Annotated in this window: 21 protein-coding genes; 10 read left to right on the top strand and 11 right to left on the bottom strand. The window is 65.1% G+C overall.

Features of this window, described 5'->3' with window-relative positions:
- Positions 1–15: 15 nt before the first annotated feature.
- Entirely contained in the window at positions 16–1056 is a 1041-nt protein-coding gene (locus A5759_RS03425) for a nucleoside hydrolase (RefSeq protein ID WP_156616793.1), read from the top strand.
- Here A5759_RS03425 and A5759_RS03420 read toward each other — a convergent pair.
- Genes A5759_RS03420 through A5759_RS03410 form a run of 3 tightly spaced genes read right to left on the bottom strand, consistent with a single transcriptional unit; the run spans position 1053 to position 3607 of the window.
- A complete protein-coding gene (locus A5759_RS03420) occupies positions 1053–1280 on the bottom strand; it encodes a DUF6480 family protein (protein ID WP_066849790.1) in 228 nt (75 codons plus the stop codon). The two genes, A5759_RS03425 and A5759_RS03420, sit on opposite strands and share 4 nt — an antisense overlap.
- Positions 1281–1309: 29 nt before the next feature.
- Positions 1310–2875 carry a DNA polymerase Y family protein gene (locus tag A5759_RS03415; protein WP_197505938.1) on the bottom strand — a complete coding sequence of 522 codons (1566 nt, stop codon included), beginning with the start codon at positions 2873–2875 and terminating at the stop codon, positions 1310–1312.
- 54 nt (positions 2876–2929) lie between these two features.
- Positions 2930–3607 carry a hypothetical protein gene (locus tag A5759_RS03410; protein ID WP_068193735.1) on the bottom strand — a complete coding sequence of 226 codons (678 nt, stop codon included), beginning with the start codon at positions 3605–3607 and terminating at the stop codon, positions 2930–2932.
- Between the two features lie 283 nt (positions 3608–3890).
- Here A5759_RS03410 and A5759_RS03405 point away from each other — a divergent pair, with 283 nt between their 5' ends.
- The 4 genes from A5759_RS03405 to A5759_RS03390 are packed head-to-tail and all read left to right on the top strand — an operon-like array spanning position 3891 to position 8013.
- Positions 3891–4712 (top strand): SDR family NAD(P)-dependent oxidoreductase, encoded by an 822-nt coding sequence (locus A5759_RS03405; protein WP_156616792.1) that lies wholly within the window; start codon positions 3891–3893, stop codon positions 4710–4712.
- An 8-nt stretch (positions 4713–4720) separates the two neighbouring features.
- A complete protein-coding gene (locus tag A5759_RS03400; RefSeq protein WP_066849263.1) occupies positions 4721–5641 on the top strand; it encodes a reductase in 921 nt (306 codons plus the stop codon).
- A 1-nt stretch (position 5642) separates the two neighbouring features.
- A complete protein-coding gene (locus tag A5759_RS03395) occupies positions 5643–7100 on the top strand; it encodes an NAD(P)/FAD-dependent oxidoreductase (protein ID WP_068193733.1) in 1458 nt (485 codons plus the stop codon).
- Position 7101: 1 nt separating this feature from the next.
- The gene (locus A5759_RS03390; RefSeq protein ID WP_068193729.1) at positions 7102–8013 is read left to right on the top strand and encodes a MerR family transcriptional regulator; all 912 of its coding nucleotides are present in this window, start codon (positions 7102–7104) and stop codon (positions 8011–8013) included.
- Between the two features lie 3 nt (positions 8014–8016).
- Here A5759_RS03390 and guaA read toward each other — a convergent pair whose 3' ends face one another.
- On the bottom strand, positions 8017–9576 hold the full coding sequence (guaA, locus tag A5759_RS03385; protein WP_068193726.1) for a glutamine-hydrolyzing GMP synthase: 1560 nt from the start codon (positions 9574–9576) through the stop codon (positions 8017–8019).
- 302 nt (positions 9577–9878) lie between these two features.
- Here guaA and A5759_RS03380 point away from each other — a divergent pair, with 302 nt between their 5' ends.
- Both A5759_RS03380 and A5759_RS03375 read left to right on the top strand, forming a co-directional pair.
- Positions 9879–10283 (top strand): hypothetical protein, encoded by a 405-nt coding sequence (locus A5759_RS03380; protein WP_068193724.1) that lies wholly within the window; start codon positions 9879–9881, stop codon positions 10281–10283.
- A 714-nt stretch (positions 10284–10997) separates the two neighbouring features.
- Entirely contained in the window at positions 10998–12704 is a 1707-nt protein-coding gene (locus A5759_RS03375; protein ID WP_068193722.1) for a protein kinase, read from the top strand.
- A gap of 3 nt (positions 12705–12707) precedes the next feature.
- Here A5759_RS03375 and A5759_RS03370 read toward each other — a convergent pair whose 3' ends face one another.
- Positions 12708–13526 (bottom strand): peptidoglycan recognition family protein, encoded by an 819-nt coding sequence (locus A5759_RS03370; protein ID WP_231984524.1) that lies wholly within the window; start codon positions 13524–13526, stop codon positions 12708–12710.
- A 316-nt stretch (positions 13527–13842) separates the two neighbouring features.
- Between A5759_RS03370 and A5759_RS25815 the strand changes: the two genes are divergently transcribed.
- The gene (locus A5759_RS25815) at positions 13843–14637 is read left to right on the top strand and encodes a hypothetical protein (protein ID WP_156616790.1); all 795 of its coding nucleotides are present in this window, start codon (positions 13843–13845) and stop codon (positions 14635–14637) included.
- An 84-nt stretch (positions 14638–14721) separates the two neighbouring features.
- Here A5759_RS25815 and A5759_RS25810 read toward each other — a convergent pair whose 3' ends face one another.
- From A5759_RS25810 to A5759_RS03340, 5 genes are all read right to left on the bottom strand, one after another.
- Positions 14722–14991: a DUF4190 domain-containing protein gene (locus A5759_RS25810; protein ID WP_068193716.1), complete on the bottom strand. Its 270-nt coding sequence runs from the start codon at positions 14989–14991 to the stop codon at positions 14722–14724.
- Positions 14992–15247: 256 nt separating this feature from the next.
- The gene (locus A5759_RS03355) at positions 15248–15952 is read right to left on the bottom strand and encodes a hypothetical protein (protein ID WP_156616789.1); all 705 of its coding nucleotides are present in this window, start codon (positions 15950–15952) and stop codon (positions 15248–15250) included.
- 114 nt (positions 15953–16066) lie between these two features.
- Complete coding sequence (locus A5759_RS03350; RefSeq protein WP_068193950.1) at positions 16067–17713, bottom strand: hypothetical protein; 1647 nt, start codon at positions 17711–17713, stop codon at positions 16067–16069.
- Complete coding sequence (locus A5759_RS03345; RefSeq protein WP_068193710.1) at positions 17710–18735, bottom strand: PP2C family serine/threonine-protein phosphatase; 1026 nt, start codon at positions 18733–18735, stop codon at positions 17710–17712. Before A5759_RS03345 ends, A5759_RS03350 begins: the two co-directional genes overlap by 4 nt.
- 47 nt (positions 18736–18782) lie before the next feature.
- Entirely contained in the window at positions 18783–19421 is a 639-nt protein-coding gene (locus A5759_RS03340) for a VWA domain-containing protein (protein ID WP_231984523.1), read from the bottom strand.
- Positions 19422–19821: 400 nt separating this feature from the next.
- Between A5759_RS03340 and A5759_RS03335 the strand changes: the two genes are divergently transcribed.
- On the top strand, positions 19822–22284 hold the full coding sequence (locus A5759_RS03335; RefSeq protein ID WP_197505937.1) for a PQQ-binding-like beta-propeller repeat protein: 2463 nt from the start codon (positions 19822–19824) through the stop codon (positions 22282–22284).
- 177 nt (positions 22285–22461) lie between these two features.
- Positions 22462–22935, top strand: coding sequence for a DUF6636 domain-containing protein (locus A5759_RS03330; protein ID WP_156616787.1), 474 nt, complete (start codon positions 22462–22464; stop codon positions 22933–22935).
- A 43-nt stretch (positions 22936–22978) separates the two neighbouring features.
- On the opposite strand, the gene A5759_RS03325 is transcribed toward A5759_RS03330, so the two are convergent.
- Positions 22979–23806: a CHAP domain-containing protein gene (locus tag A5759_RS03325; protein WP_068193703.1), complete on the bottom strand. Its 828-nt coding sequence runs from the start codon at positions 23804–23806 to the stop codon at positions 22979–22981.
- Between the last annotated feature and the right edge of the window lie 51 nt (positions 23807–23857).

Below are 23857 nucleotides of genomic sequence, written 5' to 3'. Positions count from 1 at the left end.
CCTATCGTTGGCCAGGTGAAACAGCCAGTCTTCGTCGACGTCGACACCGGCGTTGACGACGCGATGGCGCTGGCATACCTGTTCGCCAGTGACGACGGCGAGGTGGTCGGTATCGCATCGACAGCGGGAAATGTTCCGGTACAACAGGTTTGTCGCAACAACCTCGGTCTGTTGGACATGTGCCGGATGCCGGACATCCCCGTGTCGAAAGGGTCCGAGCAGCCCGTCAGCTCGCCGCTGCGCACCGCCGAGGACACCCACGGTCCTGAGGGGATGGGGTACGCGCAGTTACCCGCCTCCGAGCGCCGGCTCACCGAGTACGACGCCGCCGAGGCGTGGGTGCGTGCCGCTCACGCCCATCCCGGCGATCTGATCGCGATCGCCGTCGGCCCGCTGACCAATCTCGCGCTGGCGCTTCGCGCCGAACCCGCCCTTCCCACGCTGCTGCGCCGGCTGGTCATCATGGGCGGCGCGTTCGACTACCGCGGTAACACGACCCCGGTCGCCGAATGGAACATCAGCGTGGACCCGGAAGCAGCCGCCGAGGTGTTCACCGGATGGACGGCGGCGTGGGGAGCCGAGAAACCCTCGCACCTCCCAATCGTGTTGGGGCTGAACCTGACCGAACACATCGCGCTGACACCCGCCCTGTTGAACCGGCTCGCAGACGAGGCCGGAGCGGAGTCGGTGGCGATGAGTGTGTCCGACGACCGCGGCACCCGGTCGGCGTCGGCCAACCCGCTGATCGCGGTGTTGGAGGACGCGATGCGGTTCTACTTCGAGTTTCATTTCGACCAGGGCGAGGGTTATCTGGCTCATCTGCACGACCCGCTGGCCGCGGCGGTGGCGCTGGACCCCGACCTCGTCACCTACCGGCCGACCACCGTCGACGTCGAGTTGACGGGCACACTGACCCGCGGCATGACCATCGCCGACTGGAGCAACCGGTGGGGCCGGGAACCCAACGCGCTCATCGGTGTTGACGTCGACCCGGGAGCGTTCTTCGACCGGTTCATCGCGCGCGTCGGCGCGCTCGCGCGAGCGCTGAACGGTTAGAGGATCACCGAGACCACGACCGCCAGGAACAACAGCAGAAAGATCGCGAGCGCGATGACACTGACGACGGCTGTCGGTGTCCACCGGTGCCGCGGCCGGGACTCGACGGCGCCCACACCGGAGACCTGGTCGGAGTCGGGCGGCGTCGACCCCGGCGGCACTCCACCACCGGGTTCGAGGTCCGGCGTGTTGGACGGTTCTGGGTCGGGCGGTATGGCGGTCATCGACGCACGGGTACCCCATCGCGCGGTCGTCATTCATAAATCCCTTCGACGTACCACCGTCGCTGCCGGTAGCACAGCAGCAAGGCCTGCCCCGGTCGGGCTTCGCGTGAGGACTCGTCGTCGAGCAACACCTGTGCGCGGGCGGTGCGGCCGGCTTTGCGGCCTTCCGGATCCCACCATCGTTCGTCGACCGGCCATGGTCCTGCCCACCAGGTCAATCTGCCCGCCTTGACGGCCTTGCCCGGCGCGTCCAACCGCGCGGGATCGGTGGAGAACAGGCCACGAGCCGTCACTCGCACCGGACGACCGTCGGCGTCGAACAACTCGACCGGATCGTCGAGCAGCACGGTCGGCGACGGTTCGGGCAGCTGGCCCGGCCAAGGCTGACACGGATCGGCCCGCGGCACCTGCTCATCCCCCAGCGGGGTGAACGTGATGCGCTCGGCAGGGCCTCGACCGCCGCTGAGCACCGGGACCTGCACCGCCTCCGGCCCCAGCAGACCCTGCACGCGCACCAGCGCACGACGGGCGCGCAGTCGATCCTCTTCACCCACTCCGCCCCACAGCGGCAGCTGCAGCGCCTCGGCCGACACCACCTCCACTGGGCGCAACCGGATCACCGTGATGGGCGCGGTGGGCCGGTCTTTGGGATTGCGCCTGTTCAGCCAGCCGTCAAGCTGCCAGCGCACCCGGTCGGCGGTGGCATCCTCGGTCAGCGGTTCGGCACAACGCCAAACTCGTTCCAGCTCTTCACCATTGGCAGTGCGGGCACGGATGGCCAGCCGGGTGCATCCCACACCGGACGCGGCCAGGGTGCGGTGCAGGTCGGCGGCCAGCGACCGTCCGGCGAAAGCGGCGGCGTCCACCCGGTCGATCGGCGGATCACAGTCCATGACGGCGTCGAGGTCGGGATCGGGATCCCGGCCTGACGGACCACGGGTGGGCTCGCCGCAGGCGAACTGGTGCGCGGCCACCGCGTCGGCCCCGAACCGCGAGGCCACATCGCTGCGGGACAGCGCGGCGAACTGTCCGATGTTGCGAATCCCCATGCGCCACAGCAGGTCCGCCAGGTCTTCCCGGCCGGGGGCGGCCAGGCTGGGCTCGGTGGCCAACTGGCGGATCGACAGCGCCGACAGGAACAGCGCATCCTGTCCGGGCTCGACGATCCGCCCCGCCCGCGCAGCGAAGACCGCAGTGGGCAACTGGTCGGCGACCCCCACCTGACATTCGACGCCGGCGGCGGCCACCGCGTCGACCAACCGCTCAGCGGCGGCCTGTTCGGACCCGAAGTAACGGGCCGCGCCCCGGACCGGCAGCACCAGCAGGCCCGGCCGCAACACCTCGGCGCGCGGCACCAAGTCGTCCACCGCGATCGTGACGTTTTCGAAGTGGCGGGCATCGCGCGCCGGATCGGCGGTGACCACATGCAGTTCCGGGCACCGGGCTTGGGCTTCCCGGCGACGCAGCCCGCGTCGTACTCCCGCCGATCGGGCCGATGCCGAACAGGCGATGACCCGGTTGGCCAGCGTCACCGCGATCGGGGCGGTCGGCGGCAGGTCGGCTGCGGCCGCCGCGGCGACGGCCGGCCAGTCCATGCACCAGATGGCCAGAACGCGCGACCGTGACGAGTCGCGGGACGAGCGGGCCACTCATCCGCCTACCGCGCGGACGGAACCGAACGACCGCCCCCATGCCCGGGTGGCCAACCGGACCCGGCCGATGCGGCCGAAGCCCGGTCGCCCCTGCCCGGTGATCTCATAGCCGCATACCGAGGCCTCCAACCGGGCCGACGCACCCTGCCAGTCACCACCGGTGACCAGCAGCGTGCAGCCCTTCTGGCGGGCCCGAGCCACCACCGCCCGCGCGCGGGTGGCCGGCACCGACCGCCCGCCCAGGCCGAGCACCACCAGATCCATACCGTCCATCAGCACGGCCGCGACCTCGACCGGATCGGCGCCTGGTTCTGGGATTACCGCGATCCGGCTCAGGTCGGCGCCCATCTCCACGGCCGCCAGCAGGCCGACGTCGGGTTGGCCGACGATTGCGGCGTGCCCGCCCTCCGCCGTCACCGCCGCGACCATGCTCAGCGGCAGCGACCTGGCCCCCGAGACCACCGCCACCGTCCCGCGCGGCAACTGCGCCAGTTCGGCAAGGGTTTCGGGTACCGGCAGCAAACTTTCTGAGGCCGGAAGCGGCTCGACTGCAGCGACCACGCCTCGACGGCCATCGCCCACCTTGCTGGACACCGCCGCAATCTTGCGACGCAGGTGTTCCACCTGTTCAGCGCGGGTAAGCTGACGCTGGTTCAGGCTTACGGCCGCTGTCACAACAGCACCTCCCGCATCGTCTGACTCACCAGTTGTTCGAATGTATGTTCGATATCTCGAGTAAACACCCAGCCACCGACAAGCGTCAAGCGGCTTCGGGCGTCCAAGGTCGGTTCATCGAGCGCACGGCTGTTTACGCAAACTTCGAGTGGGACCGCGAACAACCGTGCGCTCGGCGGCCCGCGGATTCTCCGACATCACCAATTGATGACATTGACAAATGTCACCAATCGGTGTTGCACTGAGACAGTGCTCAACGAAGAGCCGGCCGGCGGGTGACGAGATGATCTTCGGACCCAAGCGCAGCCGCTACGCAGCAGCCGTCATCACCGGCGCGGGCAGCGGTATCGGCGCCGCCTTCGCCGTCGAACTCGCCAAGCGCGGTGGCCGGGTGGTGTGCAGCGACATCGACGAGGCGTCGGCCCGCTCCACCGCCGAGAAGATCGAAAACCGTGGCGGGCAAGCCACCTCGATGCGTTGCGACGTCAGCCGGATCGATGACGTCGTCGCATTGGCCGAGGCCGCACGATGCTGGTTCGGCGGTCCGCCGACGGTGGTCATCAACAACGCGGGGGTCGGTGCGGGTGGGCTGCCGATCGGCGAGACCACCCTGGACGACTGGTGCTGGGTGCTCGACATCAACCTGTGGGGCCCGATCCACGGCTGCCACGTATTCGCCCCGATCCTGCGCGAAGCACGCTACGGCGGAATCATCAACGTCGCCTCGGCCGCAGCCTTTGGTGCGGCGCCGGGGATGGCGGCCTACAACGTCAGCAAGGCCGGGGTGCTGTCGCTTTCGGAGACCCTGGCCGCCGAGTTGAGCGGCACGGGCGTGCATGTCACCGCGCTGTGCCCGACGTTCGTCAAGACCAATATCGTCGAATTCGGGCGCATCTCGGCCAAGTCCACCCAAATGGCCGACCGGCTAATGCGCTGGACCGGCTTCTCCGCGGACCGGGTGGCCCGCGCCTGCCTGGACACCCTCGACCGCGGCGGGCTGTATTGCATGCCGCAGCCGGACGCCCGAATCGGCTGGGGCATCAAACGATTCACCCCGACGGCGTATACGCGAGCCGTCGGCTTGACCAACCGCATCACCCTCTAGGAGGCGTAATGGCAATCGACATGGACGCGATGCTGGTCAAGATCAAGGACCGGCAGTGGGCGTTGGCCGACATCGACTGGGACGCACCGGGTGCCGAGCTGATCACCGACGAGCAGCGCCCGCAACTGAAGGCGTTCATGGCCGACCTGTGCTGGATCGAGAACATCGGGGCGCGCGGGTTCGCGGCGCTGGCCAAGAAGGCGCCGACCCCGACGATCGCGGAGATCTACCGCTACTTTCACGCCGAGGAGCAACGACACGCCAATGCCGAACTGGCACTGATGAAGCGCTGGGGCATGCTCGAAGACGGTGAGGTGCCCGAACCCAACGTCAACATCCGCCTGGCCATCGACTGGCTTGACCGCTGGGCCGACGACATGCCGCTGTCGCTGCTCGGCACGGTCATCCCGATGCTCGAGGTCGCCCTTGACGGCGCACTGCTGAAGTTCCTGCTCGATGAGGTGCATGATCCGGTCTGCCACAAGGTCTTCGAGAAGATCAACAACGACGAGTCCCGCCATCTCGTGGTCGACTTCGAGGTGCTCGACATGATCGGACACGCCCAGATACGCCGGCTGCTGATCGACTTCGTCGGCCATAACGCCACTCCGGGCCTGATCATCGGCGCGGTGATGGGTGCACCGCTGATCAACCGGATCCGCAACGAGATCGTCGCGATGGGTATGGAGCCGGAGCGGTTGTACCGGGCGGTGAAGAGGTTCAAGGAACTCGGCGATCGCGGTGAGCACACCAACCGGGTGCCGACGTACCGCTTCCTAAGACGCTACGCCGGCGTCGTCACCAACCCGCGGCATCCCTACCATCTACTTGCCAATTCGATGGTGTGGCTTTCCGACCGGTATCCGCGACCGTTGCTGCCGTCGGTGCCCAGTTGGGTCAGAGAGGTCACCCACGAGCCGGCGGCCTGACATGAGCAGCCACGACGTGGTGATCGTCGGCGCCGGGTTCACCGGCATCGGCGCGGCGATCAGGCTCTCCGAGGCCGGCGTCGAAGACTTCGTCGTCCTCGAGCGCAGCGACCGGGTCGGCGGCACCTGGCGCGACAACACCTACCCTGGTGCGGCATGCGACATTCCGTCGCTGCTGTACTCGTTCTCGTTCGCCAGGAACCCCAGGTGGTCACGGTCGTACTCGCCGGGCGACGAGATCCGCGCCCACATCGAGGACATGGTCGACGATTTCGGGCTTCGTCGCCGCATCCGGTTCGGAGTCGAAGTGAATGGGCTGCACTTCGACGAGGCCGAAGGTGTGTGGACGGTCGACGCGAAGGGACGCGGGCCTTTTCGGGCGCGCACCGTGGTCCTGGCATCCGGGCCGCTGGCCGACCACAAGTGGCCCGACATCCGCGGCCTGGACAGCTACGCCGGGCACAAGATCCACAGCGCGCGGTGGGATCACGACTACGACTTTGCCGGCAAGCGGGTCGCCGTCGTCGGCACGGGTGCGAGTGCGGTGCAGATCGTGCCCGAACTGGTCAAGCGCGCCGACTTCGTGAAGGTCTTCCAGCGCACACCGGGCTGGGTGCTGCCGCGACTGGACATCGCCACACCCGCCGCGGCGCAGGCTCTGTTCGCGAAAGTTCCTGCGCTGCACGAGATCGCACGCCAGGCGTTGTTCTGGGGTCACGAGCTGACCGCGACCGCGCTGGTGTGGGACACCCCGCTCACCGGGCTGGTCGCCAGGCTGGGCAAGGCACATCTTCGGCTGCAGGTCAAAGACCGGTGGCTGCGCCGTCAGCTCACCCCGGATTTCACCCCGGGCTGCAAGCGGATGTTGATGTCCAGCGACTACTTCCCGGCGCTGCAGCGCGACAACTGCAAGCTGATCGACTGGCCGATCGCTACCATGAGCCCGGTCGGCATCCGCACCAGCGACGGCATCGAACATCACCTCGACTGTGTGGTTTTCGCCACCGGCTACGACGTTCACCTGACCGGACCGCCGTTCGAAGTGACCGGGGTCGGTGGCCGCTCGCTGAACGACGATTGGGCAGGTGGGGCTCAGGCCTACAAGGGCGTCAACGCACACGGGTACCCGAACCTGTTCTTCATGACGGGCCCGAACTCCGGACCGGGACACAACTCGCTCCTGGTCTACGTCGAGGGCCAACTCGACTACACGGTGCGAGCGATCACCACCGTTCTCCGCGAGGGCGTGCGCTATCTGGATGTGCGCGAGGACGTTCAGCAGCGCTACAACGAACGCATCCAGAAGCGGCTGACCAAGACCACCTGGATGTCGGGCTGCAACAGTTGGTACCTGACGGCCGACGGGTTCAACGCGTCGATGTACCCGGGATTTGCGACCCAGTATCTTCGACAGATGCGGGACTTCCGATTGGACGACTACCTCGCGGTCGCGGCCTGATGTGACATCACGACAGCCGCGACCACAAGCGGGACCGATCTCGGCCATTCTCAACGGCCTTCGGCGCGCACCCCAACGCGTGCGCCGTGGTTCCCGCGACGTCGTCGAGACGGCCGTCTCGCAACTGTTCGCCGCCGCCGTGCAGCCCCACGGCGTCGGCGAGTCCGGTGAATACCGCATCGAGGAGCTTGCCCGGCTGGCGGGCACCACCACTCGCAACATCCGGGTGTACCGCGACCGTGGCCTTCTGCATCCACCGCTGCGGGTGGGCCGCATCGCGCTGTTCAACGACACCCATCTGACCCGGTTGCGGCTCATCACGTCACTGCTGGACCGCGGCTACAACATCTCCCATGTGCGCGAGATGCTGTCGGCCTGGGAACAGGGCAAGGGTGTCGGCGAAATCCTCGGACTGGAGTCCGCGATCGCGGGCAGTTGGGCGACCGAGAAGCCCGAACGCATGAGCGTCGTCGATGCCAGGCGACTGGTGGACGACGACTCCGGTTTCGACCGGATGGTCGGACTCGGGGTGATCAGGCTGGAAGACGGGGAGGCCGTCATCGTTCGGCCCAGGCTCATCGAGGCCTTCAACGACATCCGGCAATACGGCGTAGCCACCGACAAACTGATCGACCTGCACGAACGCATCGCTCCGCTGCTCGACGAGATCAGCGCAATCCTGGTGCAGGCGGGCGTGGAGGAGGTGCTGCACCGCATCAATCCGGGCGCCGCGCTGCCACCCGATACCGAGATCGCCGAACTCGTCACCACGCTCGTGCGCTTCCGCACGCAGGCGGTATCCGCGGTATCGGCGACCTTGGCGTTCTCGATCGAGTCGACGATCGAGTCGCTGGTCGGTCAGATCCTGGGCGACGTCATCGACAAGGACGCCCGAACCACGGACGAGTCCTGAGAATTACTCCCACTCGATGGTGCCGGGCGGTTTGCTCGTCACGTCGAGCACGACCCGGTTCACTTCGGCCACCTCGTTGGTGATGCGGGTCGATATGCGTTCGAGCACCTCATACGGCACGCGTGTCCAGTCGGCCGTCATGGCGTCCTCGCTGGACACCGGGCGCAACACGATCGGATGCCCGTAGGTCCGGCCATCACCTTGCACACCCACGGAACGGATATCGGCGAGCAGGACGACGGGGCACTGCCAGATCTGGTTGTCGAGCCCGGCGGAGGTCAGTTCCTCGCGCGCGATCGCATCGGCGCGACGCAGCGTCTCCAGCCGTGCGGCAGTGACCTCGCCGACGATCCGGATACCCAGCCCCGGCCCCGGAAAGGGCTGCCGCGCAACGATTTCCTCGGGCAGGCCGAGCTCGCGACCCACCGCCCGGACCTCGTCTTTGAACAGCAACCGCAGCGGTTCGACGAGCTTGAACTTTAGGTCGTCGGGCAGGCCTCCGACGTTGTGGTGGCTCTTGATGTTGGCGGTACCCGACCCTCCGCCGGACTCGACGACGTCGGGATACAGAGTGCCCTGCACCAGGAATTCGACGTCCGGACCGCCGCCCTCGACAAGCCCCCGCACCGCCCCTTCGAACGCCCGGATGAACTCCCGTCCGATGATCTTGCGCTTGCCTTCGGGATTCGTCACACCGGACAACGCCTCGAGAAACCGGTCGGCGACGTCGACGGTGACCAGGTTGGCGTGCGTGGCGGCGACGAAGTCGCGCTGCACCTGGGCCCGCTCCCCCGCCCGCAGCAACCCGTGGTCGACGAACACACAGGTCAACCGGTCCCCGATGGCGCGTTGCACGAGCGCCGCGGCCACCGCGGAGTCCACGCCTCCTGACAGCCCGCAGATCGCCCGTCCCTCACCGATCTGCTCACGGACCTGCTCGACGAGCGCGTCGGCGATGTTGGCAGGCGTCCATGTCGAGTCGATCCCCGCGAACTCGTGCAGGAAGCGGTTCAGGATCTGCTGGCCGTGCGGGGTGTGCATGACTTCCGGGTGGTACTGCACACCCGCCAGCCGGCGGCCGCGATGCTCGAACGCCGCGACCGGGGCACCGCTGCTGGCGGCCACCACCTCGAAGCCGTCGGGCGCCTCGGTGACCGCGTCGCCGTGGCTCATCCATACCGGCTGGGTAGCCGGCAGGTCCGAATGAAGCTCTCCCCCAGTGACTTTCAGCTCCGTGCGGCCGTATTCACGGGTTCCCGTCCGCGCGACGGTACCGCCGAGCACCTGCGCCATCGCCTGAAACCCGTAGCAGATTCCGAACACCGGAACGTCGAGGTCGAACAGCTCCGCGTTCAGTTGCGGGGCGCCGTCCTCGTAGACACTCGCAGGCCCTCCGGACAGCACAATGGCCTGAGGGTCGCGCGCCTTGATCTCCTCGACACTGGCGGTGTGCGGGATCACCTCGGAATACACCCTCGCCTCGCGGACCCGTCGGGCGATCAGCTGCGCATACTGCGCTCCGAAATCGACAACCAGTACGGGTCGGGGAGATCCTGATGTCACCCGGTCAGTCTAGTTGGCCCCGAGGACGCGACCAGTCTCACATGTCGATGCTGTCAAACCAGCACACGCGGCCGGGGACGAGCCGACCGCCTATGCTACCGGCACACGAGCTGTCCGCCGATGGTACGAAATACCAAGAATGTGGCATCCACTCTGGGCGGGATGGCTACCGTTCGTCCAACGGCTTCACCGGCACCCCAGAGGCCAGGAGGAACACTTTGTTTGCAAGACGCCCCAATGCGCGCGGGTTGGGATCGCATCCGGTAGCAGCTCGCTACGCCGCCGCAGCGCTCGCAGTAATCATGACACTTCCGCTTGCGTCCCAAGCGCATGCACAAGCCTCGACCCTCCAACCGATCATCGTCAAGCCTCACAATGCAGACGACTCCGGTACCGAGATCGGACCGAATCACTTCGCGCTTGGACACAAGTTGACCGACAATGGGCGTTGGTATGTCAGCCTCATTCTGAGGTGGGAGACCACAGACGGAAAGGGTCTCGCAGATTACTGCCACGAAAACGCGAAAGTCCTTGACGATCAGGGCAATGTGGTGGTTGAACGCGCCCAACGACTCGGCGGCTGCGCATATGGCGGTAACTGGAAATTCAAACTCTACACTCCTGGCGACTACACATACGTACTCGACATAGCCCCGGAGGACGGTGGCAACTACCATGCCGAACTCCCGTTCAAAGTAAACTCGTAGTCGCCTTGACTTTCTGCCCCGCCGCCGGTCACATCGAACTATCACCGGCAGTTCGGCCAGCAACCTACTTCCGCCGCCTGAAACAAGTGGCACTCTTCGAGCGCACCAACGTATCGGACCGAAAGGAGTTCCCGATGTTTTCAGTGCCGCGACCGTCCCGAAAGGCCGTTCCGCACATAGCTTCTTTACGGTTCTGGCCGTCACCTTGATGACAGTCCAGGGGTGCTCCGGCCAGCCCGCTGGATCGACTGATGAGGACCAAACCCGAGCGGTAGTCCAGGAAAGTGTCGATGCTTGGAACAGGGGCGGCTCCAACGCTTATGCAGAGTCCTACTGTGAACCGCGTAGAAGTTGGCGACGCGAGGAGATCGAGCCAAGACGCCAAGACGCCAAGACGCCGCGACGATGACTGTCGATAACGTGGTGGTCAACGGCAACGAGGCCACCGCGGACTTGACTAGGCAGCATCGCGATAGCAGCGAAACTACAACGACAACAGAAGAAATTCTGCTAAATGCAGATGGGTGGAAGATCTGCTGAACGAACATATCCGGTGGGTTCAACGCCCTCGTTTCGTACGACACCGCCCGCCTTCACTCCAACGCGATTCCGCCATGTCCCCGCCTCAAGCCCAACCTGCGAAACTGTACGTAGCAGCAAGCTATGGGTGCAAGGGATGCGTGCCGGTAGTGCCGAAGGAATATGGTGACGTTAATGCTGCGCGTCGATGACGGTTCCGTCGTGACACTGGGTGCAGTGCTGGCGCGTGCCGGCGAAGGCACCATCTACGAGATTGCCGACCGGCCGGACCGGGTGGCCAAGATTTTTCATCCTGGTCTCAAGGACCTGGACGCCAAGCGCGCCAAGGTGGCGGCCATGGTGGCGTCTCCGCCGGACAACGCGATGCAGTCTGATGGCTTCGTGGTACTCACATGGCCGCTGCATGTCGTCGACGGTGACGGCAGCTCCGGCTACATGATGTCCCGTGTCGACACATCCAACGCCGTCGAGATCCACGCAGTGAGCAATCCGTCCGGCAGAATGAACCCGCTACCCTCGGCGCCCCAGTGGACACCGCATATCACTTGGTTTCACCTGGTGAGTGTCGCCGCGAATCTGTGCCTGGCCGTGGAAACGGTGCATAAGGTCGACGCGGTCATCGGCGACTTCCAGGAACGCAACATCCTGGTCAATGACACCACGCGGGTCACCCTGGTCGACTGTGATTCAATGCAGTTCACCGATGACAGCGGTAATCAATTCCTTTGCGGCGTAGGTCGTCCCGAATTCACCGCTCCAGAACTCGCCGGCCAGAATCTGGCAACGACCGCTCGACGCAAACCCTCGGATCTTTTCGCGCTGGCCGTACACATCCATCAGCTCTTGATGGGCGGAAATCATCCTTTCCAGCGTGGCACCTGGATGGGCGGCGGTGAGCAGCCAGATGCTTTGACCTTGGCCAAGACAGGGCAGTGGGCCGGCGGCCCGGGATCGGCACTGCACTCGCATCCGCTCGCGCCACCGGTGGACTTTTTGCCGGGCCAGCTACAGGCACTCTTCATTCGGGCGTTCACCGACGGCGCCGGCAACCCCGATGCCCGTCCGACGGCTGCGGAGTGGCGGCAGGCGTTGCTCGCCGTCCGGGTAACCAATTGCCCTCGTGGACATCAAGTTCCGATCGAGACGTCGCGGTGCCCATGGTGCATTATCGACGATGAACGTACTGTTCGCAGAAATCAGTGGGCCGGCAATCGGGCGTCTCAAACCGCCTACCAGGTCGGGAGTGCCACGCCCGCGACTGACCGCGCCGGATATCGCAGTGGTACAACAACTTACGCTACCACCCCTCCCCCCTCGGTCACGGGAAGGCGCAACCGACGCGCACCGCTGCTTGCCGCCGCCGGAGTCGGCGCGACGGCGCTGGCCGTCGGGCTCGTCGCCATCGTCACCAATTCGACCGGCGATACCACTGCGACGCCGACAACTACACGCACAGCCTGGTCGTCGACTACCGCCGATTCTCCAAGGGCCAGCGGCCGGATGACCACGACAACCAGTCGAACTGCGGTCCCTCGTCCTGATGCGTCGCGCGTTGCGCTCAATGTGAACACTCCGATCAGCCAACCCAATTGCGACGGTATGGGAATCGTAGTTCTGAGCAACGCAGTGACACCGGGAAGGTATGACGCGGAAATTCAAAGCGCCCTGAACAGATTTCCAGGCGCGTCTTACCTGCGCACCGACCATTCATGCCCCTCGCTGCGTCAGATGAGCGACAACGGAACCCCGATCTACGCCGTGTACCGTCCGGCAGGCCGTACCCAAGCCGATGTCTGTGCCGCAGTGCGGCGGGCTGGCGGCGGCGCATATGGGAAATGGCTCGACACCACCACCGACCCGAAGTACATCATCCCGTGCTGACCGTCACGGCGGAGGCGGCTGTGTGCCTGCCTCGATCGCCGCGACCACCCCGGCGGCTTCGGGACCGCAGACCTGTCGCAAATCAACCCCGCCCGCTGCGAGCAGCTCGTCGACACGGCGTTTCAATTCACCTGAGGTGACATAGCTGTACAGATGCTCGCCCGGACACGCGGTGTCCGGCGAGGCGTCGCGATGGCCCCGCAGCGTTTCGCTGGAGACGTTGAATCGGTCGGCGGCCCACGCGAAAGCGAGTGCAGCGCCATGCAGCTGAGCCTCGCTGACGTCTTCTTCGTCGAAGTTCCCTTCACACAGAACCAAAAAGTGTCCCGCTGGGTCGTAGTTTGTCGCAGTGTCACCGGCGATCTCGGGTGTGCGTAGCTGGTAGATGTTTCCGTTGCGGTCGACACTGACGTGATAGGCGATATCGATCCAGCCCCGCTGGTTCTGGTGGAAGGCCTGGTGTTGACGCAACCGTCCGGGTGCATTGCTGTTGTCGCCCAGGTACACCGCGGTGTGGTGGATCGTCATGCGGGTGATGGTGTGTGGCCGGCCGCCGGGCAGCGGTGGCAGCGCCCCCCACGATTCCCGGCACAGCATGGTGGCCGGGACCGCCGTCGGCGCGGGTGCGGGCGCGGCGCTGGGCGGTGGTGGCGCTGCCGTTACCGGCGGCGCGGAAGAAGCTGTCGGCCCTGCAGCGGTCGTCTCGGTCCCGCCGCTCGCGCAGGCGCTGGTGACGAAGCCCAGCCCCGCCGCGCCGGTGAGCCAAAGTGCGCTGCGTCGGCTGAAGAGCTTCGTAGGTTCCTCGAATTCGGGCGCAGGCATGGTCGTCACGATAGGGCAGTTTCGCCAAGGAAGCCGCAGATCCTTCAAGACACCGACCTCGTCAGCGGCGCGCGCAGCACGTCTGCGCACTAGCGCGATTTGCCAGCCGACAGCTCTGCGCCATCACTGGAAACGTTCGCTCCGGATTTCTCCTCCGACTGGCTGACTTGGTTGTCGTCAGGATTGCAGCTAACACGTCATTCGTTCGGCCGACATAGCCAGGAACGGGCCGCGCCGCCTACCGCAACGTGATACGTTGGCGCATCTCAGGGCCTGCAATCGAGCGACGTCAGACGACGCGTGACGAAGGGGAGACATGTCCAGTCAGTTGCCGCCGAGCAAATTCGGAGCCGGCACCACCTACGGTGAACCGGGCCAGCCCCACGCCCTACGCCAGACGCACACTCCACCACCGTCACCGCCGCCGCCGCCAGCGGCGCCATCGGCATATCCAATCGCCCCGGACCCCTACGGGCAGACGGCCGCCTATCAGGCGCCCTTACCCGATCCGTACTCCAGCGCGTATCAGATCCCGGACCCTGTGGCGCCACCGCAATTCCCCACCGCCAGTTCATATTCGAACCCCTTCTCTGCCGGGGCTCGGGCCCTGGCATCGGTAACGCCCGGCAATTCGGGTGGTGCAGCTATCACGGCAGCGATCCTGAGTCTGATCGGCGCAGCATGGTACGGCTGGGTCGTCATTGACGGCTGGGAAGCCGTCAAGTACATGTTCAGCACGCTCGGCCAACTCTCTGCCAGAGGGGCGGATGGCTGGTACTACGGGTCAGTCGCCGCGGTCATCGCCCGCTGCGTCGTGGTCCCGCTGCTGCTCCTCGGCGGAATACTGCTGCTGACTCGGAGCTCGATGGGTCGGGTGATGGTGATACTGGGCAGCTTGCTGACGGTCGCCGTCAACGGCTACGAGACGATCCTCGTGGTCAGGTCGGTGAGCGCCGGGGCCAAGCTCGGCGATGCTTTCGCCACGACGTACCTGCCGCAGGTCGCACTACCCTTTGTGCTTGCCATCGTGGTTCTGTTGCTGGCGATGTCAGGTTCGGCGAACCGGTGGTGTCAACGCGCCACCGCGTATGCGGCGCCGGCGACCTATTGACTTCCTGGCGAGGTCAAGCCCGGTAGGTGCAGTCGGTAGTGACCGACAGTGTGGCGACAAAGCAACTGTGCCGTAGAGCTCGTTCTACAGCAGTGCGAATCCGAAGAATGGCACGAGGAACCACAACACCACGAACGCCGCACAGACGTAGCTGATCACCAAGCCGGCGATCGCAAGACCGCGGCCATCTTCGCCGGTGCGCGCGATCTGGGACAGGGCGATATGCCCAAAAATGATGCCCAGAAAGAAGAGCGGACACAGCACCAACGAGCAGATGAACGAGGCCACCGCCATGCCGTTTGTTCCGCGCGCCGGGACGTAGGCGACGGGCATCACCACGGGGTACGGATTCACGAGTGGTTGGTATGGACTCTGGTATTGATTTTGGGATGGATATTGCCCCGGCATAGCGGGCGGCGGCGGGGCCGGATATCGAACGCCTGACGGAGGGGGCGGCTCTGGAGCCGGAAAAGCCGGGTAACTCTGGGGAATGTCCTCCGCGCCGACGCTGAATCCGGCACCAAAACGACTCGGCGGCAAGACCGGACCTTCACCACCCGGATTATCCGTCACCGGACACCGCGCCAGTTGTGTCGCCAGCCCGCACTTTTCATGGCTGAGACATCCGCTGAATGCCGCGGTGAACTTGAATTCCGACATAAACGGCTGCTGCAACGCCGACGAGATTGACCAGCAGGACGACCATCAGCACGGCAGGGTCTTCATAGTAATACCCCGACCCTGCCAACCCGACGATCGCCGACAGCACACGAAACGCCATCACCAACCCGCCGACGAGGCAGATCCCGAACAACAGGAACTGGTGGCCGAGTTTCGTGCCCAGCGCCAAGTACAGGTAACCGATCGCAACCCACAAGAAAGTGGTGAACACCGTGACCACGAAGCTCGACGGGATCAACGAGAGCGCGATGCTGGCCACAAACCCCACTACGAAACTGATGTAGACGAACGCGTTTGCGTTGCGCTGCCGCATATCGTGGAACCACGGCTGGCGGAACAACCCGCCTTGAACACCTTTTTCCATCAGCCGGATGATGAATGAATCCCGTGCTACCGGCGGGTAGACGGGGTGCGGTTGCCCGCCACCGACGAGCGGTGCGGTCGGAACAGCAGGGAGGGCCATCGGCGGAACGACGGGGTATCCGGTCGGTGAGACGACGGGATACGCAGCCGGGTAAGGCATCACCGGGGGCTGTTGAGGGACCGATTGGCTGCCATAACGCTGCGCCGCCTGCTGGTGGTAGTCACTGTGGGGCGTCGTCGGCCTGGACGAGCCACTACCGGTCACCGGCATTGAGCGCTGATTCGGAATCGTCGGCTCGCTTGGCGACGCGCCCGGCAGGCCGGCACCCCACGTCGGCTCGTTGTCATTCGTCATCAGGAACCTTCCGACTCGTTCCACACGCGTTCAGTACAGATATACAACCGCATCCTCACCACCCCGGCATGTCAGTACATCCTCCATGAGGCAGGTCATCGGATACCACTTTTTGGTCACTGGGCTGTAAGCGTTCACGACACTAGGCCCCGGCCGGTCGGTGGCGTTGACGGCATCGCGGACGCTGATCGCGAACGGGCATGACGTGACCAGCGTCCCGACCGCGGCCTGGGTGTACTTACCCGGCCCCGGGCTGCCGCACGGCCTCGCGTTGGCCGGCGGTATGGCGACCGCCGTCGTCGTCGGCGTGGCGGTTGTGGTCTCCGTCGTCGTCTCGACATCTGTCGTCGGCTGGGCGCCCACTGATGCCGCTCCGCTGCTCGACGACGAATCGCCATATATTGCAAAGATCAACAGTGTCGCGGCGAGTACCGCGGCAGCCCCGCCGAGCACACCGAGCACCACCGGTCGATAATTCCTTCGCCCACCGGCGGCAGGTGGAGGCGGCGCCTTTGGGTGCGGCGCCTGGCTGGGCGCGGAAGCGGCATACGCGGGCATCACCGGCGTGGGGGCGGGCGGGTCCGGTGTGAACGCCGGATAGATGACTTGGTCGGGCAGCGATCCGACTGGAGGATGTGAAGCCCTCGCGCGACGAACGGCGCGCTGGTCCTCGATCACACACCATGGACAGGGATCGGCCTCGACGGGAATCTGATGCCCGCGGGCGCAGGTGCCGATCTGGATGCCGGACAATGCGTTGCGCCACTCGGTGGCGGTCGGCCGAGCTTCGGGATCGCGAGCACCTTCGGTGAAAGCGCGGACGAACGACCGTTCAATGTCGTAGGGCAGGAAGGTGATCGGCGGGGCCAGTGCATGAGTGTGCAATGCAGAGCGTGGCCCACCCGCCCATTGCCCGGATATCGCCAACGTCAACGCATCCGGTTGATCGCCGCCACCCGTCCACTTTCCTCTGAGGAACGGATGATTGCCTGCCATCAATAGAAGATGGATGTGCACCGCCAAAGCGAAGAGGTCCGACGGCTTCTCCCGTGCCGTTACGGCCAGGTTTACCCGCGCCAACTCAGGCGCCGTGAATTCGGGCCTTGCGACACCACAGAGATACTGCCGACCCGATGCGTCGGTGAACTGCATCGAATCGCAGTCGACGAGCGTCACCCTGGTAGTGTCGTTGACGAGAATATTGCGCTCCTGGAAGTCCCCGATGACGGCGTCGACCCGATGCACGGTCTCCACCGCCAGACACAGGTTTGCGGCAACGTTGACCAGGTGCGACCACGTCACATTCGGTGTCCAAACCGGCGCTGACGGAAGCGGATTCGCCCGGTTGGCGGGGTTACTCAGGGTGTGTATCTCGACGGCGTCGGATGTGTCGATTCGCGGCATCAGGTATCCGACGGCGCCGTCACGTTCATCCAGCAGCGCCGTGGGCCACGTGAGCACCACGAAGCCGTCGGACTGGACGATGCCGTCCGGCGGGGTTTCGATCATGGCGCCGACCTTCGCGATCTTGGCCGCCAGGTCCTTCAGATCCCGATGAAAAACCTTGGCCACCACGTCCGGGCGGTCGACTACCTCGTGAATCACACCTTCGCCGGCCCTGGCCAGCACGGCGCCGAGACGAATCGGTGCACCATTGGTGCTGAGCGACGTTGTCATCGGCTCGATTTCGGCAGTCGTGATGAGGCTGCCGCCTGATCCTTGGCGCGCCGGGTCCACCTGCGTCGGTGCGACACCGGCGCGGTGTCTTCGTCAGCCGACGACTGCGCTTCACTCGGCGCTTCCCCGGCGGGCAGCCTGGGCTGTGGGACGGGCGCTACGTCGGCTTCCGGTGGCCGTGGCGCCCTCAGCGCCTCGTCCCGCGGTTCACGCACAGGCACCGGCGGCGGAGGTGGTGAACTCACTTCGATGCGGATCACCGGTTGCGCGGCCGGGTAATACGCGTCGTCGACCCAATTCATCGCCGCGAGGACCATCGTCTTGTCGTCACCGGTCTGATCGTCTTCGATACCGCGCAGCAGCGAGGAGAAGTCGGCGCCGCTGGCTCCGGTGCGCACTTTCTGCCAGGCACCTTTGAAGAACGGCTCGAATGGCTGCCCGGTGCCGATATCGGTGATCTTGTAGCTCATTCCGTCGGTACTCAGCGCGAATGCCGTCGCTCCAAGATAGCCAGCCGCGCGGAACGACTTCTCGAATGCTTCGTCGCTTTGTATGAACCAAGTGGCGTTGGCGTACTCGTCCTTCTCCTCGATGAGGTGGGTGCCGATACCGTCGTCACTTTCCAACGCGATGATGCCGTCGCCGATCTGCGCCATTACCAACAGGTTTGGCACCGCGATCGCTACACACAAGGTTGTCGACAGGAGCGCGACCGGCAGGTCCATCGTTTCGGCCTGGTTGGTCACCTTTGCACGGGCGCCGAGGAACAGCCACCGCATGATCGCGTCGGCGTCAGATGCGGATGCGACCTTGAACTTCCCGATGAAGTCAGGGTCCATCGCCAGTTCCAGGACCGCTTGGCACGCGGTGTAGGAACCCCAGGCGGACGTCCCCGAGACCGACCCCGCGCCGTCGGCGACGGCCGCCACGATGAAATCACCGACATGGCCGTACGAGAAGGCGTCGTCACAGCCCAGGCCTCGTCGCACATGCTCGCTGCCGGCGACCGAGGCTCCGCACACAGCCCACTCCCGAACACGGGGGCGGCCGCTGCCCTGGTCGGGGGCTGTCACACGCTGGCCCACCCGCTCAGCGGCGGAAGAGCAATTTGTTGTCCCATGTTGGCCAGGCCTTCGTCCGAGCGGGCAAACTCCGTCGAGTTCGACACGTTGCTCAGCGAAGCCGAAAGCCATTCGAACAGCTCCTCGTACTTCAACCCTTCCAGCGGGGCGGGGCTGCGCTCCAGCGACATCCTGCTCAACTGCTGCCAGTCCACGTACGGACCAGCGCCGACGGCAAAGATGGTCACTCCGCGCGCCGCCTCGGTAGCGTTGAGCCGTTGCACCGCAGCGTCGAAGCCCTCCGAATTGGCTTGGCCATCGGTCAGAAGCAGAATCCACGGCCGGTAGTACTGCAGGCCCGCTGCCTTGTAGGCAGCCTTGCGGTCTTCGATGATGTCGAGCGCCAGGTGCACGCCGGCGGCCATATTGGTGCGGCCCGACGCCGTGAACCGCGTAGGCTGCAGCATCCGGGCCTCCTGCATCGGCACCAGCACGGTGGCCACCGTGCCGAACGTGACTACGGCGACCTCGACGCGCTTGCTGGCAAGGACATCGTTGTTGAGGTAATGCGTGAACGCCGCATATCCGCGCTCGAGAGCCTGGATCGGCGCACCCTGCATCGACCCCGACACGTCGGCCAGCACCACGCAGGAAACTCGCGGGTCCGGGTTCTCGTCATTGAGCTCAAGCGCCCAGTCCGATGGACTCAATCCAATCCCTCCAGCACTACTTCCGATGGCGTGATCCTGGCGCCACGTGTCCGACGACCAGCAAACCTGAATACTTTCACGCGAGACAGGCGCAAACAGTCCACCCTTCGGACGACATCGGCGTGATGGTGGGGTGTTCGCGGTCTGAGGATAGTGCGCATCTGCCCAGCGTGTGGCGGTTTCCAGTACTAGCCAATCCACAGCCTTTCTCATCTCCAGCCGACGAAAGCGGCGTGCGCCGCAACTGACCGCTCCATTGCGTCCACCGGTGGACGGCGCACGAGAATGCTCCGAACGGTCGACATTCATTACGTCGCAAATGTGGGAGCATCCGCCCATGGGCTTCAATCCGCCGCCCGGCTGGCAGGTCCCGCACGGGTGGAATCCTCCCCCGGACTGGGTGCCGGATCCGTCCTGGCCGCCGGCGCCGCCCGGATGGCAGTTCTGGACCGAAGACTGGACCGCGGGTCCAGAAGCAGAGAATGCCCCGCAGCCCGCGTCACGGGATGGCCGACCGATCGCGCTCATCGCGGTGATCGTGCTCGTCGTCGGTGCGGTCCTCGGCGGCAGCTACCTGTTGATCGACCGGCTGACAGGCGGCGACGACGGCAGTGGCGGTCCAGTCGCCGGGCAACTGCGGGGCACCTTTCCGGAAAAGCCCGCGGTCGGTTGGCGTCTGGACGGCGACACGGTCTTTGACCGAGCGGAGTTCGTCCGTCCCGATCCCACGTCGAATCAGTATCAGACGCCGGGGTTCATCGACCTCGACGACACCCTCGTCACGTCGGCGATCCTGCCGCAGACCGACCGCGGGGCGACGCTCGTAGCGGTCGACGCCGAGTCAGGCCAGATCCGGTGGACTTCTGACGACGTGGGATTCAAGCCCGTCTGTGCCACCGCGACGATCGACGGTTTGTTGCCGTGCGTCGGTAAAGAAGCGGTGTTCGGCACTGACTCGGGTCCGACGCCGAAGGTCTCCTTCGTTCGAATGTCTGATGGCAACATCGACCATCAGATTGCGGTGTCCAAGTACGTGCGGACGGTCGAAGTTCACGACTCGGCCGTGTACACAATGGCTTTCGATCACGATCAGATGGTCCGGATCATCACACGCGGCACCGTCGTCGACCTCGAGGCCGACTGGCGCCGAGAGTATCCATCGACATCGACCGAGAGCGCAGGATGCCCGGCTTCGGGCGACACACTCCTCGACGGGGTGAACGGCGATGTCGTGTACACCGGAAATGATGGCGGGGTGGTCGTGGCCAGCACCTCCGAGGGCGATCCGCTGGTGGCACGGGAGGTCGCCGACCTCAATGTGTTTGGCGCACAGGGATTCACCGGGCGAAGGTGTGGTCCACAAGATCCTGACGCCGTCACCACGTCGATCATGAACATCAAGGGGCAGGTTCTACACACGGTCGACGGCAACGCTCACGTCGCTAATCCGTGGCTGGTGGAGCCATCGGCCGAACTGCCGTACATCGTCGGTCGGACCGCGTACAACTTTCGTACCGGCGAAGAGATGTGGACCGCCTCGGGAACAGACCTCAACTTGCGCACCATTGTCGGTGACACGGTGCTCGGCGGTCTGGATGGCGGCCAACTCGCGGCGTTCGATCTGAAGACCGGCGAGGAACTCTGGACTAGCCGCCACCGAGTGTACGATGTCGAACTGTCTGACGGACAACGCATCATGGTTGCGTCCGACGGTGACCTCGTCGCCATTGATCTCGCCACCGGTGAGGATCTGTGGACGCTGAGCCGCATCGACGATGCAGGAAGGGTCGCTAACGCTGGATCGGGATTCGCCCACGCCGTAAGCGAATCCATCACGTTCTATCCGCCGACGGGTGGTCCCTCTGTCGCGCCAGGTCGTATCGGCGCTTCGTCATCCTCCGAAGCCGACGAATCGGGCGGCCTCATCACCAAATGCGGTCGCACTCCGGAGATGCGACCCGTGGAGTACCGCGCCGAAAATGGCTCGCTGCTCGTGAAGATGGAAGTGAAGGCGCGTTGCCCGGGCGGCGACATAGTCTCGACCGACCGGCTCCGCGTCACGATCCGAGACAACAGCGGCCTGATCTGCACGGGTGTCTTCGACTTCTCGCAGGATCCGTTGGTCGTCGGCGGCGAAGGAAGCGAACCCACCACGCTGCAACTGGAATTCGGCCCAGGGATGTTCTCGCGCCATCCGAACACCCTCGGTGAGCATTCCGGCCAGCCCACCGGGTCCGGCGAGATCATCACGCAGTCAAAGGCATCCGGTGCCGAGTTGGTCGACTGCGAAGACGAGGGGACGAGCAACGGGCCGCAGAGCGCCGAGAGCGCCACCGGACAAGCAGAGGTCAGAAGTCGTCCGGATCAGCCGGGCGGGCCAGTATCTGGTTGCGGCAGCGATGAGGACGCCTTGGCTGCATTACGAACACAGGTCGACGCCGACCGGCCGTTTGTCCAGTCCCAGTTGGTGGATCGGTGGGTGGCCCAATTGTCCTCCAAGCGACCGGGTCTCGTCGCGCCCGATGTGGACGGCCGGATGGTGACGTGGTCGCCGTGTGAGATTCTGCAGCAGCATCTGCGGATGCGGGGGCAATATCCCGAGGTGCGCCTGGTGTGGAGCGACGAATGGCGCACCTTCGATCTGGCCGGATGGTGGGTGACTGTGGCCGGAGTGACGTTCTCCGATGCGGATTCGGCCAACGGCTGGTGCGATGCGCGAGCGATTCCCGTCGATGAGTGTTACGCCAAGGTGATCAGCAACACCAACAACTCGGGCAGCACGACCAAGTATCGACGGTAGGGACGGGGGGCGCTCATGGGCAAAATCCGTCAAGTAGCGACGTGCGCATCGATCGTCGTCGTCCTGCTCGGAACTATCTCCGCGTGCGCGAACTCGACTGCGCCAGAACCCAGGTCGCCGTCCGCGACCTCAGCCGACCGCGCGGAGACCGAGGCATGGACAACGCATCCGTTGACCGTGACCGCACTGCCACCACCGGCTCCTTCGGAGCGGTTCGCCGGTGCACGACAGGCCGATCCGGACGGCTATGACATGGCCAGTTTTATCAATGAGTCCGGTCCATTGCAGCGGTTCCCGGGATCGGCCAACTTCGATACACCGAGTGGCAACATCACCTGCACATGGGAGTCCACCGGCGACGGTCCCCTGCGGTGCGAGATCAGCAAACGCACGTCGTCGCCGCCACCGCGACCAGCCGATTGCGATCTGTCATGGGCGACGCGATACGTCGAACTCACAAGCGCCGGCGCCCAGGACGGGCTGTGCATCGGCGGGATCGCGACCCCGTATCGGGCCAATGTGCTGCCGTACGGCACCGCGCTCATCGTTGGCCAGTATGGCTGCCTGTCCGAGGTCACCGGTGTGACGTGTCGCCATTTGCACACGGGCCGAGGCTTCTTCGCCAGCCGCGAGAGGTTCGCGCCGATTTGACAAGACGGGCGACGCGTCGTTCATCCAGGAGTCAAGAGGTCGATCACTTCGGCCGCAGGTACCCGAGGATCGGTCCATCGGCCTTGTTCGAGAACGTATGTGGACGCACCTTGGCCGGATCATTGCCGCTGATGCCGTCCTGCCACCCATAGTTCTGCTCGAGCACAGAGTACTTGTCGCCGTTGACATCCGTGATCAGTGCGACGTGGCCGTAGCCCGCGTTGTAGCTGTTGCCGCCGTAGACGATGATGTCACCGGGCTGGGGGTCACCCTTACCGAAGGGAATGCGGTCGTAGAACTCGGAAACCCCGTTGCGGTCGTAGTGGTTGTAGATGTCTGCTGCCGCAATGCTGGTGGTCGCGATGCCCGGTCGAGCTCCCACCACCTCATTGCTGTACTGGCGGAAGACGTCGAAGCACTGCGCACCATAGGACCGATCGGGGTCGATCATCTTGCCTTGCCACTTGTCGACGAAGGCTGTCGCCGCACGGGCGTTCTCCGAGTTGCCCCCGGCCGCGGAATTGTTGGACGCAGCACCGTCGGAACTTGAGGAAGGTGTGCTTGCCGGTCCGCCGACGTGAGTGCCGATCCCGCCATTGGCACCACCGCCGCTGGCGGTTTCCTGTTCATTCGCGTTGCGGCGCAACTCCTCCGCTCCCTGCCGGAGGGCATCGGCCGCTCGCGTGATGCCTGGCACTGACACACTGGTCCACTGCGAGCGGAATCGTTCGGCGTCTGCACCGCGCCATATGGTGGCGTTGTTGATCAAGCCGCTGAGGAACCTCGATGACTCCTGCAAGGCGTTCGCGCCGTTCTGCAGCCGGGTTGCCGCGCTACGTAGCTGCTCAACATCAGCTCCACTGATCGCCATGTCGTAGTCCTATCTCCGGCGGAGCGGTCGTTCTAGCCAGACCACCTTTAT

This window comes from Mycobacterium sp. 852014-52144_SCH5372336 (genome assembly GCF_001665615.1).
GTDB classification, from domain to species: Bacteria; Actinomycetota; Actinomycetes; order Mycobacteriales; family Mycobacteriaceae; genus Mycobacterium; species Mycobacterium neumannii_A.
Note: the sequence above shows the minus strand (reverse complement) of the source record. Positions and strands in the feature narration are given on the sequence as shown.